Source organism: Rugamonas sp. DEMB1 (genome assembly GCF_029834475.1).
In the GTDB taxonomy this organism is placed as follows: domain Bacteria; phylum Pseudomonadota; class Gammaproteobacteria; order Burkholderiales; family Burkholderiaceae_D; genus Rugamonas; species Rugamonas rubra.
The window spans coordinates 5,911,753-5,924,765 of the sequence record NZ_CP122407.1; the positions used below are offsets into that span (position 1 = coordinate 5,911,753).

The 13,013-nt window shown below is 57.4% G+C and carries 27 protein-coding genes and 2 pseudogenes; all 29 read right to left on the minus strand.

Translation table 11 applies throughout. The features are described from left to right. Positions 1–81: 81 nt before the first annotated feature. Positions 82–488, minus strand: a pseudogene (gene rpsK / locus QC826_RS27195) (30S ribosomal protein S11). A 14-nt stretch (positions 489–502) separates the two neighbouring features. Then, positions 503–868 carry a 30S ribosomal protein S13 gene (gene rpsM, locus QC826_RS27200; protein ID WP_093390461.1) on the minus strand — a complete coding sequence of 122 codons (366 nt, stop codon included), beginning with the start codon at positions 866–868 and terminating at the stop codon, positions 503–505. A 27-nt stretch (positions 869–895) separates the two neighbouring features. After that, the gene (rpmJ, locus tag QC826_RS27205; protein ID WP_005663407.1) at positions 896–1,009 is read right to left on the minus strand and encodes a 50S ribosomal protein L36; all 114 of its coding nucleotides are present in this window, start codon (positions 1,007–1,009) and stop codon (positions 896–898) included. A 29-nt stretch (positions 1,010–1,038) separates the two neighbouring features. After that, positions 1,039–1,257: a translation initiation factor IF-1 gene (gene infA, locus QC826_RS27210; RefSeq protein ID WP_005663428.1), complete on the minus strand. Its 219-nt coding sequence runs from the start codon at positions 1,255–1,257 to the stop codon at positions 1,039–1,041. A 19-nt stretch (positions 1,258–1,276) separates the two neighbouring features. Further along, positions 1,277–2,611, minus strand: coding sequence for a preprotein translocase subunit SecY (gene secY / locus QC826_RS27215; protein ID WP_093390460.1), 1,335 nt, complete (start codon positions 2,609–2,611; stop codon positions 1,277–1,279). A 32-nt stretch (positions 2,612–2,643) separates the two neighbouring features. Continuing rightward, positions 2,644–3,075, minus strand: coding sequence for a 50S ribosomal protein L15 (gene rplO / locus QC826_RS27220; RefSeq protein WP_008444334.1), 432 nt, complete (start codon positions 3,073–3,075; stop codon positions 2,644–2,646). Positions 3,076–3,102: 27 nt separating this feature from the next. Next, positions 3,103–3,282 (minus strand): 50S ribosomal protein L30, encoded by a 180-nt coding sequence (gene rpmD / locus QC826_RS27225; RefSeq protein ID WP_217429967.1) that lies wholly within the window; start codon positions 3,280–3,282, stop codon positions 3,103–3,105. A 10-nt stretch (positions 3,283–3,292) separates the two neighbouring features. Then, complete coding sequence (gene rpsE, locus QC826_RS27230) at positions 3,293–3,811, minus strand: 30S ribosomal protein S5 (protein WP_093390459.1); 519 nt, start codon at positions 3,809–3,811, stop codon at positions 3,293–3,295. 9 nt (positions 3,812–3,820) lie between these two features. After that, entirely contained in the window at positions 3,821–4,183 is a 363-nt protein-coding gene (gene rplR / locus QC826_RS27235; RefSeq protein WP_093390458.1) for a 50S ribosomal protein L18, read from the minus strand. Positions 4,184–4,196: 13 nt separating this feature from the next. After that, on the minus strand, positions 4,197–4,730 hold the full coding sequence (rplF, locus tag QC826_RS27240; protein WP_093390457.1) for a 50S ribosomal protein L6: 534 nt from the start codon (positions 4,728–4,730) through the stop codon (positions 4,197–4,199). 10 nt (positions 4,731–4,740) lie between these two features. After that, entirely contained in the window at positions 4,741–5,136 is a 396-nt protein-coding gene (rpsH, locus tag QC826_RS27245) for a 30S ribosomal protein S8 (protein WP_008444325.1), read from the minus strand. A 14-nt stretch (positions 5,137–5,150) separates the two neighbouring features. Then, the gene (gene rpsN / locus QC826_RS27250; protein WP_093390456.1) at positions 5,151–5,456 is read right to left on the minus strand and encodes a 30S ribosomal protein S14; all 306 of its coding nucleotides are present in this window, start codon (positions 5,454–5,456) and stop codon (positions 5,151–5,153) included. Positions 5,457–5,460: 4 nt separating this feature from the next. After that, positions 5,461–5,999, minus strand: a pseudogene (rplE, locus tag QC826_RS27255) (50S ribosomal protein L5). 6 nt (positions 6,000–6,005) lie between these two features. Then, positions 6,006–6,320: a 50S ribosomal protein L24 gene (gene rplX / locus QC826_RS27260; RefSeq protein ID WP_093390454.1), complete on the minus strand. Its 315-nt coding sequence runs from the start codon at positions 6,318–6,320 to the stop codon at positions 6,006–6,008. 9 nt (positions 6,321–6,329) lie between these two features. Continuing rightward, complete coding sequence (rplN, locus tag QC826_RS27265) at positions 6,330–6,698, minus strand: 50S ribosomal protein L14 (protein WP_093390453.1); 369 nt, start codon at positions 6,696–6,698, stop codon at positions 6,330–6,332. A 261-nt stretch (positions 6,699–6,959) separates the two neighbouring features. Further along, positions 6,960–7,232 (minus strand): 30S ribosomal protein S17, encoded by a 273-nt coding sequence (gene rpsQ / locus QC826_RS27270; RefSeq protein WP_093390452.1) that lies wholly within the window; start codon positions 7,230–7,232, stop codon positions 6,960–6,962. Further along, a complete protein-coding gene (gene rpmC / locus QC826_RS27275) occupies positions 7,229–7,420 on the minus strand; it encodes a 50S ribosomal protein L29 (RefSeq protein WP_093390451.1) in 192 nt (63 codons plus the stop codon). The genes rpsQ and rpmC overlap by 4 nt, the downstream gene beginning before the upstream one ends. A 13-nt stretch (positions 7,421–7,433) precedes the next feature. Further along, entirely contained in the window at positions 7,434–7,853 is a 420-nt protein-coding gene (gene rplP, locus QC826_RS27280; protein ID WP_093390450.1) for a 50S ribosomal protein L16, read from the minus strand. A 2-nt stretch (positions 7,854–7,855) separates the two neighbouring features. Beyond that, positions 7,856–8,680 carry a 30S ribosomal protein S3 gene (gene rpsC, locus QC826_RS27285; RefSeq protein WP_093390449.1) on the minus strand — a complete coding sequence of 275 codons (825 nt, stop codon included), beginning with the start codon at positions 8,678–8,680 and terminating at the stop codon, positions 7,856–7,858. Between the two features lie 9 nt (positions 8,681–8,689). Then, a complete protein-coding gene (gene rplV, locus QC826_RS27290) occupies positions 8,690–9,022 on the minus strand; it encodes a 50S ribosomal protein L22 (RefSeq protein WP_174900687.1) in 333 nt (110 codons plus the stop codon). Continuing rightward, positions 9,019–9,294 carry a 30S ribosomal protein S19 gene (gene rpsS, locus QC826_RS27295; protein ID WP_026133139.1) on the minus strand — a complete coding sequence of 92 codons (276 nt, stop codon included), beginning with the start codon at positions 9,292–9,294 and terminating at the stop codon, positions 9,019–9,021. Before rpsS ends, rplV begins: the two co-directional genes overlap by 4 nt. 10 nt (positions 9,295–9,304) lie before the next feature. Beyond that, positions 9,305–10,132, minus strand: coding sequence for a 50S ribosomal protein L2 (rplB, locus tag QC826_RS27300; RefSeq protein WP_093390447.1), 828 nt, complete (start codon positions 10,130–10,132; stop codon positions 9,305–9,307). After that, positions 10,132–10,449, minus strand: a complete 318-nt coding sequence (gene rplW / locus QC826_RS27305; protein WP_093390446.1) for a 50S ribosomal protein L23 — start codon at positions 10,447–10,449, stop codon at positions 10,132–10,134. The genes rplB and rplW overlap by 1 nt, the downstream gene beginning before the upstream one ends. Next, entirely contained in the window at positions 10,446–11,066 is a 621-nt protein-coding gene (gene rplD / locus QC826_RS27310; protein ID WP_093390445.1) for a 50S ribosomal protein L4, read from the minus strand. The genes rplW and rplD overlap by 4 nt, the downstream gene beginning before the upstream one ends. A gap of 3 nt (positions 11,067–11,069) precedes the next feature. Beyond that, positions 11,070–11,726 carry a 50S ribosomal protein L3 gene (gene rplC / locus QC826_RS27315; RefSeq protein WP_093390444.1) on the minus strand — a complete coding sequence of 219 codons (657 nt, stop codon included), beginning with the start codon at positions 11,724–11,726 and terminating at the stop codon, positions 11,070–11,072. Positions 11,727–12,011: 285 nt separating this feature from the next. Further along, complete coding sequence (locus QC826_RS27320; RefSeq protein ID WP_279763245.1) at positions 12,012–12,185, minus strand: hypothetical protein; 174 nt, start codon at positions 12,183–12,185, stop codon at positions 12,012–12,014. Positions 12,186–12,291: 106 nt separating this feature from the next. Then, positions 12,292–12,477, minus strand: a complete 186-nt coding sequence (locus QC826_RS27325) for a hypothetical protein (RefSeq protein WP_279763246.1) — start codon at positions 12,475–12,477, stop codon at positions 12,292–12,294. Positions 12,478–12,561: 84 nt separating this feature from the next. Continuing rightward, positions 12,562–12,756: a hypothetical protein gene (locus tag QC826_RS27330; RefSeq protein ID WP_093390442.1), complete on the minus strand. Its 195-nt coding sequence runs from the start codon at positions 12,754–12,756 to the stop codon at positions 12,562–12,564. 37 nt (positions 12,757–12,793) lie between these two features. After that, on the minus strand, positions 12,794–12,994 hold the full coding sequence (locus QC826_RS27335) for a hypothetical protein (RefSeq protein ID WP_093390441.1): 201 nt from the start codon (positions 12,992–12,994) through the stop codon (positions 12,794–12,796). Positions 12,995–13,013 lie beyond the last annotated feature (19 nt).

Consider the following 13,013-nt stretch of genomic DNA (forward strand, 5'->3'; position numbering starts at 1 on the left):
GCATGGCACCGGGTGCCACGCCTGAAACGGGTCGATCCCTACGGCAGAAGGCGGGCGAGCGAACCCGCCGCCGACTGCGTATTAGATACGACGACGCTTCGGAGGACGGCAGCCGTTGTGCGGTACTGGGGTAACGTCCTGGATCTCGGTGATCTTGATGCCCAGGTTGTTCAGTGCGCGCACCGCGGATTCGCGACCAGGACCAGGCCCCCCTCGATACGCACTTCCAGGTTCTTCACGCCGCATTCCACTGCGACTTTACCAGCTGCTTCGGCCGCAACCTGCGCTGCGAACGGGGTCGATTTACGCGAACCCTTGAAGCCAGCGCCACCGGAGGTCGCCCACGACAGGGCATTGCCCTGACGGTCGGTGATGGTGATGATGGTGTTGTTGAAGGAAGCGTGAACGTGCGCGATACCTTCGGCGACGTTCTTCTTAACCTTTTTGCGGACGCGCGCTGCTGCTGCGCTGCTTTGTTGCTTAGCCATGTGATTTCCCTAGATTATTTCTTGAGCGATTGTGCGGCTTTGCGCGGACCCTTGCGAGTACGTGCATTGGTGCGAGTACGCTGGCCGCGGACCGGCAGGCCCTTACGGTGACGCATACCACGGTAGCAACCCAGGTCCATCAAACGCTTGATGTTCATCGAGATTTCACGACGCAGGTCGCCTTCGACGATGAATTTTGCTACTTCATCGCGGAGCTTTTCCAGTTCGTTGTCATCCAGATCTTTGACCTTTTTGTCGGTCGCAATGCCCGTCGCGGCGCAGATGAACTGTGCGCGTGGGCGGCCTACGCCGTAGATGGCCGTCAGGCCGATTACGGTGTGCTGATGATTGGGGATATTAACCCCTGCAATACGTGCCATTCGTTATTCCTCGATAAATAACGGTTATTAACCTTGACGCTGCTTGTGACGCGGTTCGACGCAGATTACGCGAACGACGCCTTTGCGCTTGATGATCTTGCAGTTGCGGCAGATCCGCTTGACTGAGGCGTTAACTTTCATTTTGCTCTCTCTTAAGTTCGATTATCTATTTACTTGGTCCGGAACACGATACGGGCTCGGCTCAAATCGTAAGGTGTCAGTTCTACCGTCACCTTGTCGCCAGGAAGAATGCGGATATAGTTCATCCGCATTTTACCCGAAATATGGCCGAGCACCACGTGCCCGTTCTCCAGCTTCACTCGAAATGTTGCATTCGGGAGATTCTCAAGAATCTCGCCCTGCATCTGTATGACGTCGTCTTTTGCCATTCGGTATGTTTACCAGCGCTTATCGCGTCGGAATTCCGCCCTTGAAGTTTGCTTTGCGCAGCAGCGATTCATATTGCTGCGACATCACGTAGTTCTGTACCTGCGCCATGAAGTCCATGGTGACAACTACAATAATCAACAGAGAAGTACCACCAAAATAGAACGGTACCTTCCACTGGGCTTGCATAAATTCCGGCAACAAACACACCAAAGTGATGTAGATGGCGCCTGCCAGCGTCAATCGCGTGAGGATCTTGTCGATGTAACGGGCTGTCTGCTCACCGGGACGAATCCCTGGCACGAAGGCCCCGCTCTTCTTCAAGTTATCCGCCGTTTCCTTGCTGTTGAACACCAAAGCGGTGTAGAAGAAGCAGAAGAACACGATGGCGATGGCGTACAACAGTGCGTGGATAGGCTCGCCTGGCCCCATCGATGCTGCCAAATCTTTCAAGAACCGGATCGCCGGGTTGGCCTGGTCGGCGCCCTTCGAGAACCAGTCCAGGATCGTGGTCGGGAACAAGATAATCGACGAAGCGAAGATCGGTGGGATCACACCGGCCATATTCAACTTCAATGGCAGGTGGGACGTCTGTCCACCGTAAATCTTGTTACCTACCTGGCGTTTCGCATAGTTCACCAGAATCTTGCGCTGACCGCGTTCGACAAACACCACGACGAACGTCACCAACGCCACCAAGGCCACGATGATGATCGCCGAGAAGCTGCCGATCGCACCGTTGCTGACCTGGGCGAACAAGCTACCCAGGGCACTCGGCAGACCGGCGGCGATACCGGCGAAGATGATGATCGAGATGCCGTTACCCAAGCCGCGCTCGGTAATCTGCTCACCCAACCACATCAGGAACATGGTGCCGGTCAACAGCGTCACGACCGTCACGAAACGGAATGCCAGACCGGGGTCCAGCACCAGGCCAGCTTGCGATTCCAGTGCGACTGCGATGCCGAGCGCTTGGAAGGTCGCCAGTGCCACCGTGAAATACCGGGTGTACTGGGTGATCTTGCGCCGGCCTGCTTCGCCTTCTTTTTTGAGCGCTTCCATCTGCGGCGAGACGATCGACAGCAATTGCATGATGATCGAGGCCGAGATGTAAGGCGTGATACCCAGCGCAAACACTGCGAAGCGCGAGAGGGCGCCGCCACTGAACATGTTGAACATGCCCAGGAAACCGCCCTCTTGCGACTTGAACAGCGCGGCTAATTGTACCGGATCGATCCCGGGAACCGGGACGTGAGCGCCGATACGATAAACCACCAATGCGCCAAGCAAGAACCACAGCCGTCCCCAGGGGAAGCCGGCCGCTGCACTTTTAGCAAGTTGTGGATTAGTCGCCAATTTTCGCTCCGATCAAGCTGTTAGCGGTCAACTCAGGCTACCGAGCCGCCGGCTGCTTCGATGGCTGCCTTCGCGCCAGCGGTCACTTTCAGGCCTTTGAGGTTCACCGCTTTGGTGATCTCGCCGGACAGAATGACGCGCACGTCGCGGGCCAGCACGCTGAGCACGCCAGCTTGCTTGAGCACCAGGATGTCGACATCGCCGACCGCCAGATTGTTCAGATCGGACAGGCGCACTTCAGCTTTGAAGGTCGCGTTGAGCGATTTGAAACCACGCTTAGGCAAGCGGCGTTGCAGAGGCATCTGACCGCCTTCGAAACCGACTTTGTGGAAGCCGCCCGAACGCGATTTTTGACCCTTGTGACCACGGCCCGAGGTTTTACCCAGACCGGAGCCGATACCGCGGCCGACGCGACGCTTGTAGTGCTTGGCGCCGTCAGCTGGTTGAATGGTATTCAGTTCCATGATTTCTCCGTTGGTAAGCCCGAAGGCTTACGCGACTACTTTAACGAGGTACGAGACTTTGTTGATCATGCCGCGCACGGATGGGGTGTCCTGCAACTCGGCAACCGAGTTAACACGACGCAGACCCAGGCCGCGTACGGTGGCACGGTGGTCTTCACGCGTGCCGATCAAGCCCTTGACCAATTGTACTTTGACTGTTTTTGTCATGATGTCCACCTTAGCCCAGGATGTCTTCAACCGACTTGCCGCGCTTGGCGGCGATGTCGGATGCAGTGCTCATTTTCGACAGACCGTCGAGCGTGGCACGAACCAGGTTGTAAGGGTTCGACGAGCCGGTGGATTTCGCCACCACGTCCGTCACGCCCATTACTTCGAAGATTGCGCGCATAGCGCCGCCGGCGATGACGCCAGTACCTGGCTTAGCCGGGTTCATCATCACTTTCGACGCGCCGTGACGGCCGTAGACGGTGTGATGCAGGGTGCCGTTCTTCAGGGGTACCTTGATCAGGTTGCGACGGGCTTCTTCCATTGCCTTCTGCACACCAACCGGTACTTCCTTCGACTTGCCCTTGCCCATGCCGATGCGGCCATCGCCGTCACCAACTACGGTCAGCGCGGCGAAACCCATGATACGACCACCCTTGACCACTTTGGTCACGCGGTTGATCGCGATCATTTTTTCGCGCATGCCATCATCCGGCTTGTCGGATTGCATTTTTGCTTGCATTTTTGCCATGATCGTTCCTTAGAACTTCAGACCGGCTTCACGCGCGGCTTCTGCCAGCGCCTTCACTCGGCCGTGGTAACGGAAACCGGAGCGGTCAAACGCGACTTCGGTGATTCCTGCTTTCAAAGCTTTCTCAGCGACGCGCTTGCCGACCAGTGCGGCGGCGGCGGCGTTGCCACCCTTGCCGGACTTGCCTGCCAGTTCGGTACGCACTTCGACTTCAGCGGTCGATGCCGACACCAGAACTTTAGCGTCCGGGCTGATCAGGTTCGCGTAAATGTGCAGGTTGGTGCGGTGCACCGACAGGCGATTTACTTTCAGTTCCGCGATCTTGATGCGCGTTTGGCGTCCGCGGCGAAGCCGTGATTCTTTCTTATCCATCGTCAGCCCCTAATTACTTCTTCTTGGTTTCTTTAAGCTTAACCACTTCGTCCGCATAGCGAACGCCCTTGCCCTTGTATGGCTCAGGGGAGCGGTAAGCGCGAACTTCGGCGGCGACTTGGCCCACCTGCTGGCGATCGATACCCTTGATCAGGATTTCGGTCGGCGTCGCGGTGGCGCAGGTCACGCCGGTTGGCATCGCGTGGACGACAGGGTGCGAGAAGCCCAGGGACAGATTCAGCTTGTCGCCTTGTGCTTGCGCCTTGTAACCCACACCAACCAGGTTCAGCTTTTTCTCGAAACCCTTGGTGACGCCGGTGACCATGTTGTTGACCAGGGCGCGCAGCGTGCCGGACATGGCATTGGCTTCGCGGCTGTCATTGGCCGGGGCGAAATTGAGGGTTCCTGCGTTGTTTTCTACCGTCACCAGACCGTTCAGGCTCTGGGTCAGGACGCCCAGCGGGCCCTTGACGGTGATCGCTTGTGCGGAGATGGCGACTTCGGCGCCAGCTGGCACAGCGATTGGCATTTTAGCTACTCGAGACATGTGTAACTCCTTATGCGACGTAGCAAATAACTTCGCCGCCGACACCGGTAGCGCGTGCTTTGCGGTCAGTCATGACGCCTTGCGGAGTCGACACGATCGCCACACCCAAGCCATTCATCACAGTAGGGATCTCGTCTTTGCCCTTGTAGACGCGCAGGCCCGGACGGGACACGCGCTCAAGGCGCTCGATGACGGGACGGCCAACATAATACTTCAAACCGATCTTCAGTTCCGCCTTGCCACCAGCTTCGGCGACGGCGAAATCTTCAATGTAACCCTCGTCCTTCAGGACGTTGGCAATCGCAATTTTGACTTTCGACGATGGCATGGCCACGGTCGTTTTTTGCACGCCCTGGGCGTTACGAATGCGGGTCAGCATATCGGCGATAGGATCGCTCATACTCATTGCATATTCTCCTATTACCAGCTTGCTTTAGTCATACCCGGGATCTCACCACGCATGGCGAATTCACGGAGCTTGATACGACCCAGACCGAATTTACGGAATGTGCCGCGAGGACGACCGGTGATGGCGCAGCGGTTACGCTGGCGAGTCGGAGCGGAGTTACGTGGCAGCGCCTGCAGTTTCAGGCGAGCTTCGTAACGCTCTTCTTCCGACTTCGACTGGTCATCAATGATGGCCTTCAGCGAAGCGCGCTTGCCGGCAAACTTGTTTGCCAGGTCGACACGTTTCTGCTCACGATTAATCAGTGCGAGTTTTGCCATGATCTCAGTTTCTGAACGGGAATTTAAAGGCGGCGAGGAGTGCTTTCGCTTCGTCGTCGGTCTTGGCGGTGGTGGTGATCGAAATGTTCATACCACGCAGCGCATCAATCTTGTCGTACTCGATCTCAGGGAAGATGATCTGTTCCTTGACACCGATGTTGTAGTTGCCACGACCGTCGAACGAACGACCGGACACACCACGGAAATCGCGCACGCGCGGCAGGGCCACGGTGATGAAGCGATCCAGGAACTCGTACATGCGAGCGCCGCGCAGGGTGACCATGGTACCGATCGGATAGCCTTCACGGATTTTGAAACCCGCGATTGCTTTACGCGACTTGGTGGTCACTGGCTTCTGGCCGGCGATCTTGGTCAGATCGCCAACAGCGTGCTCAAGGACTTCTTGTCGGCGATAGCCTCACCAACACCCATGTTCAGGGTGATCTTGGTCAGACGTGGAACTTCCATTACCGACTTGTAACCAAATTTCGTGGTCAGGTCGGCAACGACTTTATCTTTATAGAACTCTTGGAGACGTGCCATGATTTCTTAAGCCTTCACTACTTCGCCGGACGATTTAAAGACGCGGACTTTTTTGCCGTCCACTTCTTTGAAACCAACACGGTCTGCCTTGCCAGACGCTGCATTGAACAATGCAACGTTGGACACGTGAATCGGCATTGTCTTGTCGACGATACCACCTTGAACGCCAGTCATTGGGTTAGGCTTGGTCGCTTTTTTGGCGACGTTGATGCCTTCAACCACGACGTGCTCAGCATCGATACGCTGCTGTACCACGCCACGTTTGCCCTTATCTTTCCCGGTCAGAACGATGACTTCGTCGTTTTTACGAATCTTATCCATTACGACTCCTTACAGGACTTCCGGTGCCAGGGACACGATCTTCATGAACTTTTCAGTGCGCAGTTCGCGCGTGACTGGTCCAAAAATACGGGTACCGATCGGTTCCAGCTTGGCGTTGAGCAGAACAGCAGCGTTGCTGTCGAACTTCACCAGGGAACCGTCTTGGCGGCGAACACCTTTAGCGGTGCGCACAACCACGGCGTTATAAATTTCACCTTTTTTGACACGGCCACGTGGCGCAGCAACCTTAACGGTTACCTTGATCACGTCGCCGATGCCAGCATAACGGCGCTTGGAGCCGCCCAATACCTTGATGCACATGACTTCTTTGGCACCGGTATTGTCAGCCACTTCGAGCCGGCTTTCAGTTTGAATCATAGTATTCTCTTTCCCAACTTAAGCCGAAGAATCCACACAATGTAGACCCGCGGTCAGTCTTGGTCCCGCCAGTGGCGCCCGTGGGGCCCCGCTGTTTGGGTGCTTGACCTTCGTACTGCACTGACCGCTGGTGCTACCGTCTGTGACCAGACACTTTGCGGCGTTACATGAACGAAGCCCGCAAGTATTACATACAATTTGCGGGCTTGCAAGAACTAATTAAAAACACCCCGCGCCGTTGCCGGAGCGGGGTTTTCCTAATTAAACGATTTGTGCGGCTTGCACCACACGAGTCACGGTCCATGCCTTCGTTTTGGAGATCGGGCGACCTTCCTGGATCTCGACCGTGTCACCGGCTTTGACCTGGTTGGTTTCGTCATGCGCGTGGTACTTGTTCGAGCGCATGATGATCTTGCCGTACAAAGGATGCTTGACGTGACGTTCGATCAGAACGGTAACGGTCTTGTCCATCTTGTCGGACACCACTTTACCGATCAGCGTGCGCTTGAGCGGCTTTTTCACTGGTTCGGTCATTTGGCTTCCTTGATGTTCATTACCGTCTTTACACGCGCGATGTCGCGGCGTACCTTCTTGAGCTGCGAAGTGTTGCTCAGCTGCTGCGTAGCGATTTGCATACGCATGCCGAACTGTGCCTTCAACAGGTCATTCAACTCTTTTTGCAGAGCTGCCTGGTCTTTGCCGCGGAGTTCAGTTGCTTTCATAATTCAACTCCAATTATTGGCCAACTTGACGCACGACGAAGGTCGTGGCCAGTGGCAGTTTAGCGGCGGCAAGACGGAAAGCTTCCCGTGCCAGCGCTTCGTCCACGCCGTCCATCTCGTACAGGACTTTGCCTGGCTGGATTTCAGCGACGTAGTACTCTGGATTACCCTTACCGTTACCCATACGGACTTCGGCAGGCTTGTTCGAGATTGGCTTGTCCGGGAACACGCGGATCCAGATACGACCGCCACGCTTGATGTGACGGGTCATGGCGCGACGTGCTGCCTCGATTTGGCGTGCCGTGATACGACCACGGGCAACAGCTTTCAGACCGAATTCGCCGAACGACACGGCGGTGCCGCGGCTGTGCGAAATACCGGTGTTACGGCCTTTCTGCTCTTTACGATACTTTCTGCGTGCTGGTTGCAGCATGATTATTCTCCTGCTTTCTCAGCTGGCGCAGCAACGACGGCCGGTTTAGCGGCGGTACGCACACGTGCACCTGGTGCTGTGGTTGGTTTCGCACCGGCGCCGGCTGGACGCGGACGGCCAGCTGGTTTGCCGTCGTCACGACGTGGACCGCGGCTTTTCTTCTCGTCCGGCGGGGTGTCGATGACTGGTGCGTCGCCGTTCGGCGCGCGGTCACCCTTGTACACCCACACCTTGACACCGATGATGCCGTAGGTGGTCGACGCTTCGCTGGTACCGTAGTCGATATCGGCGCGCAGGGTGTGCAGAGGCACGCGACCTTCGCGATACCACTCTTTACGAGCGATTTCGATACCGTTCAGACGACCCGACGACATGATCTTGATGCCCAGGGCACCCAGACGCATGGCGTTCTGCATCGCGCGTTTCATGGCGCGACGGAACATGATGCGTTTTTCCAGCTGTTGGGCGATCGAATCGGCGATCAGCTGCGAGTCGATTTCCGGCTTGCGGATCTCTTCGATATTGACGTGTACCGGCACACCCATGATTTTGGTCAGGGCTGCTTTCAGCACTTCGATATCTTCGCCTTTTTTACCGATGACCACGCCCGGACGCGAGCTGTAGATCGTGAAGCGCGCGTTCTTGGCAGGACGCTCGATGACGATGCGGCCAACCGAAGCGTTCTTCAGTTTGGTTTTCAGGTAGGCGCGTGCTTTCAGATCTTCGTTGAGCATGGCAGCGAAATTACCGTTGCCAGCGTACCAACGCGATGCCCAGTTACGGGTAACCGAAAGGCGGAAGCCTGTTGGATGTATCTTCTGTCCCATCGTGACTCCTTAGTTGCCGACAGTCACGAAAATGTGACAGGATTGCTTCGAGATACGATCACCCCGGCCTTTAGCGCGTGCAGTAAAGCGCTTCAGGATCGGGCCCTTTTCGACGTAGATCGTTTTCACGAACAGTTCGTCGATGTCCGCGCCATCATTGTGCTCGGCGTTGGCGATAGCCGACTCCAGAACCTTCTTGATGATGGTCGCGCCCTTTTTTGGGCTGAATTGCAGAATGTTGAGCGCAGCGTCAACTTTCTTGCCGCGGATCAGGTCAGCGACGAGGCGACCCTTTTGATCCGACAAGCGCACACCTTTGAGGATAGCTTTGGTTTCCATTATTTCTTCGCCTTCTTGTCAGCGGCATGGCCCTTGAACGTGCGGGTCAGCGCGAATTCGCCGAGCTTGTGACCAACCATGTTCTCGGAAACGTACACGGGAACGTGCAGTTTGCCGTTGTGAACAGCGATCGTCAGGCCGATGAAGTCAGGCATGATGGTCGAACGGCGGGACCAGGTTTTGATTGGCTTTTTGTCTTTGATCGCTTGCGCGGCTTCGACTTTTTTCACCAGGTGGGCGTCACAAAACGGCCCTTTTTTCAATGAACGTGTCATGTGCTACCCCTTATTTCTTGCCGCGGCGCGAGACGATCATGGAAGTAGTACGCTTGTTACGGCGTGTCTTCTTACCCTTAGTCTGTTGGCCCCAAGGCGAAACTGGATGACGACCAGCTGCTGTTTTACCTTCACCACCACCGTGCGGGTGATCGACCGGGTTCATGACCACACCGCGAACGGTAGGACGAACACCGCGCCAGCGCATCGCGCCGGCCTTACCGATTTTACGCAGGCTGTGTTCGGCGTTGCCGACTTCACCCACGGTGGCACGGCACTCGATGTGCACGCGACGCACTTCACCCGAGCGCAGACGCACTTGAGCGTAGGTGCCTTCGCGGGCCATCAGGACGACGCCGGCGCCGGCGGTACGGGCCATCTGGGCACCCTTACCTGGCAGCATTTCGACGCAGTGCATGATGGTGCCGACCGGGATGTTGCGGATCGGCAGGCAGTTGCCCGACTTGATAGGCGCTTCCGAACCGTTCATCACGCTGTCGCCAACGGCCATGCCCTTGGTGGCGATGATGTACTGGCGCTCGCCGTCGGCGTAGCACAGCAGAGCGATGTTCGCGGTGCGGTTAGGATCGTATTCGATCCGTTCCACTTTCGCTGGAATACCATCTTTCTGGCGCTTGAAGTCGATCAGGCGATAGTGCTGCTTATGACCACCGCCGATGTGGCGGGTGGTGATGTGGCCGTTGTTGTTACGGCCGGCAGTTTTGGATTTTTTCTCAACCAGAGCGGCGAACGGACGACCTTTGTACAGATCTGGGTTCACCACTTTTACCATGCCACGACGGCCTGGCGAGGTTGGTTTCATCTTAACGAGTGCCATTATTTAGCCTCCTCGGAGAAGTTGATTTCCTGGCCGGGCTTCAGGCACACGAAAGCGCGTTTGGTATGGTTGCGACGGCCGGTGTGGGCACCGGTGCGCTTCTGTTTACCTTGGCGGTTGGCTGTCTGAACCGACAGAACCTCAACCTTGAACAACAGTTCAACGGCTGCTTTGATTTCTGGCTTGGTCGCATCCTTGGTGACACGGAATACGATCTGCTCGTTCTTTTCCGCGACCATGGTGGCCTTTTCGGAAATGACCGGAGCCAGCAGCACCTTCATCAGGCGCTCTTCGCTAAATTTCAATACCGCGCTCATGCCAGCATCTCCTCAATCTTAGCCAGTGCAGCTTTGGTGACCAGGATCTTCTTGTAGAACACCAGGGACATTGGATCTGCGTGACGTGGTTCAACAACCAGCACGTTCGGCAGGTTGCGCGATGCCAGCAGCAGGTTCTCGTCCAGCGTGTCGGTGATGATCAGCACGGAGTCGAAACCCATACCGGTCAGCTTTTGCGACAGCAGCTTGGTCTTTGGCGCTTCGATCGTCAGATCTTCGATGATCGTCAGACGGTCTTCGCGGGCCAGCTGGGACAGGATCGAGCAGATACCTGCGCGATACATCTTTTTGTTCACTTTGTGGGTGAAGTTTTCGTCAGGCGAGTTCGGGAAGATCCGACCACCGCCGCGCCACAGTGGCGACGACGACATACCAGCACGAGCGCGGCCGGTACCTTTTTGGCGCCATGGCTTTTTCGTCGTGTGGTGAACTTCTTCACGGTCTTTCTGTTTGCGGTTACCACCGCGTGCGTTCGCCTGGTAGGCGACGACGACTTGGTGGATCAGCGCTTCGTTGTAGTCACGACCGAAAATGGTATCGGCGGCGGCAACGTTCGAGGCGGCTTGACCTTGCGCGTTCAAGAGCTTGAGTTCCATCGTTTAAGCTCCCTTCTTGGCTTTGGTTTTGACGGCTGGCGACACTACGACCTGGCCATTTTTCGCGCCTGGAATCGCACCCTTGACCAGCAGCAGCTGGCGGTCGGCGTCGATACGAGCGATGACGAGGTTCTGGATCGTACGGTTAACGTCACCCAGGTGACCGGTCATGCGCTTACCAGGGAAAACGCGACCTGGATCTTGCGCCATACCGATGGAGCCTGGAACGTTGTGCGAACGGGAGTTACCGTGGGTAGCGCGGCCGGAACCGAAGTGGTAACGCTTGATGACGCCAGCGTAACCTTTACCAATCGTAACGCCTTGGACGTCGACCTTTTGGCCGACTTCGAACAGGGAAGCGGCAACGACATCGCCGGCTTTCAGTTCTGCCGCCTTGGTGGCGTCGACGCGGAACTCTTTCAACAGAGTACCGGCTTCAACACCAGCTTTGGCGTGGTGACCAGCAACAGCCTTGGTCACGCGGGAAGCGCGACGTTGACCGAATGCGACCTGAACAGCGGAGTAACCGTCTGTTTCAGGAGTTTTGATTTGCGCAACACGATTGTTCGACACGTCCAACACGGTGACAGGAATCGAATCCCCTTCGTCCGTGAAAATGCGCATCATACCAACCTTGCGACCGAGGAGGCCTAGGCTCATTTTTTCTCCATTCCCACCTGCGATTGGGCGGGGCTTGTTTAACTACAAAGTAACGTATGAACTCAAAAAGGGCGAATCCATACCGAAGCCGGCTAGTGTATCCCGAAAAGGGTCTTGACGCAACAACTTAATACGGGGTATGTGGCGGCGGCGCGGGCGGGCGGCGGCGGCGGCGGGAATCGGGCGGAAAGGCAGGCGCGGCGCGGCCGCGGGCGCGCCGCGGGGGGCGCGGGGAGCGCCCCTCGTCCGGCCCGCTGCGGGCGCCGGACGCGGGGCCGGGAGCCGCTACATGCACTCGCCGTAGCACTCCAGCTTGAGGGCGCGGCACTCAGCGGCGCTGCTGTATTGCAGGCAGGAGCGGTATTGCACATCGCACTGATAGGTGCAGGGCGTCGAGGCGACGGCCATCGAGCTGCCCAGTCCGAGGGCGAAGAGGAACAGGGCCAATTTGGTTTTCATTGCAGTCTCCTGGGGGTAGGACCGGGCGCGCGACGGCGCCCGGACGGGAGGGGGCGGCGGCGCCGCCCCGGCTCCAAAACGTCGCCGCCGCGAAGCGGACGCCGGCTTACTGGCGGTAGCAGTCGCCCACGCAGGCGCTGCGGATGGCGCCGCACGAGGGCTGGCCGTCGGCGCGGCACTGGTTGTAGTCGTAGGTGCACTGGTTCAGGCAGGTGTTCAGGTTGGGCTGGGCCCAGGCCATCGAGCTGCCCAGGCCCAGCGCGAACAGGAACATACGGATTTTCAATTTCATCTTCTCTCCAAGTGGCTGCGCGGATGGCGACTGCGGCGCCGCCATGCCGCGCCACGGCGGCGACGCTGCTTGCGACGATGCCGGCTACACCATGTCGGGACAGCCGGCGTCGCACTCCTCGCGCCATTGCTGGCACGGCAGGCCTGTGCCGAAGCCGACGCACTGGCGGTAGTTCTCGGCGCACTGCTTGTAGCAGGCGTACACCGGGTCGTTGGCGTAGGCGCTAGAGGCGCCCAGGCCGAGGGTGAACAGGAACAGCGACAACTTCAACTTGTTCATTTTTTCGGTCCCTTCAGTTGCTGCGCTCGGCGCCGGACTACAGGCCTTCGCAGGTGTCCAAGCAGTCGGAAAGCTGCTGCAGGCAGGCCTCGTTCGGTTCCGGCGTCAGGATGCCGCCGGTGCAGCGCTTGTAGGCCTTTTGGCACTGGGTTTGGCATTGGTGTTGCGGGGTTTCGGCGTACACGGTCGCGCTGCCCAGGCCGAGTGCGAACACAAACAGCATCAGTTTGGCTTTCATGGTGCTTCCTCCAAGTCAG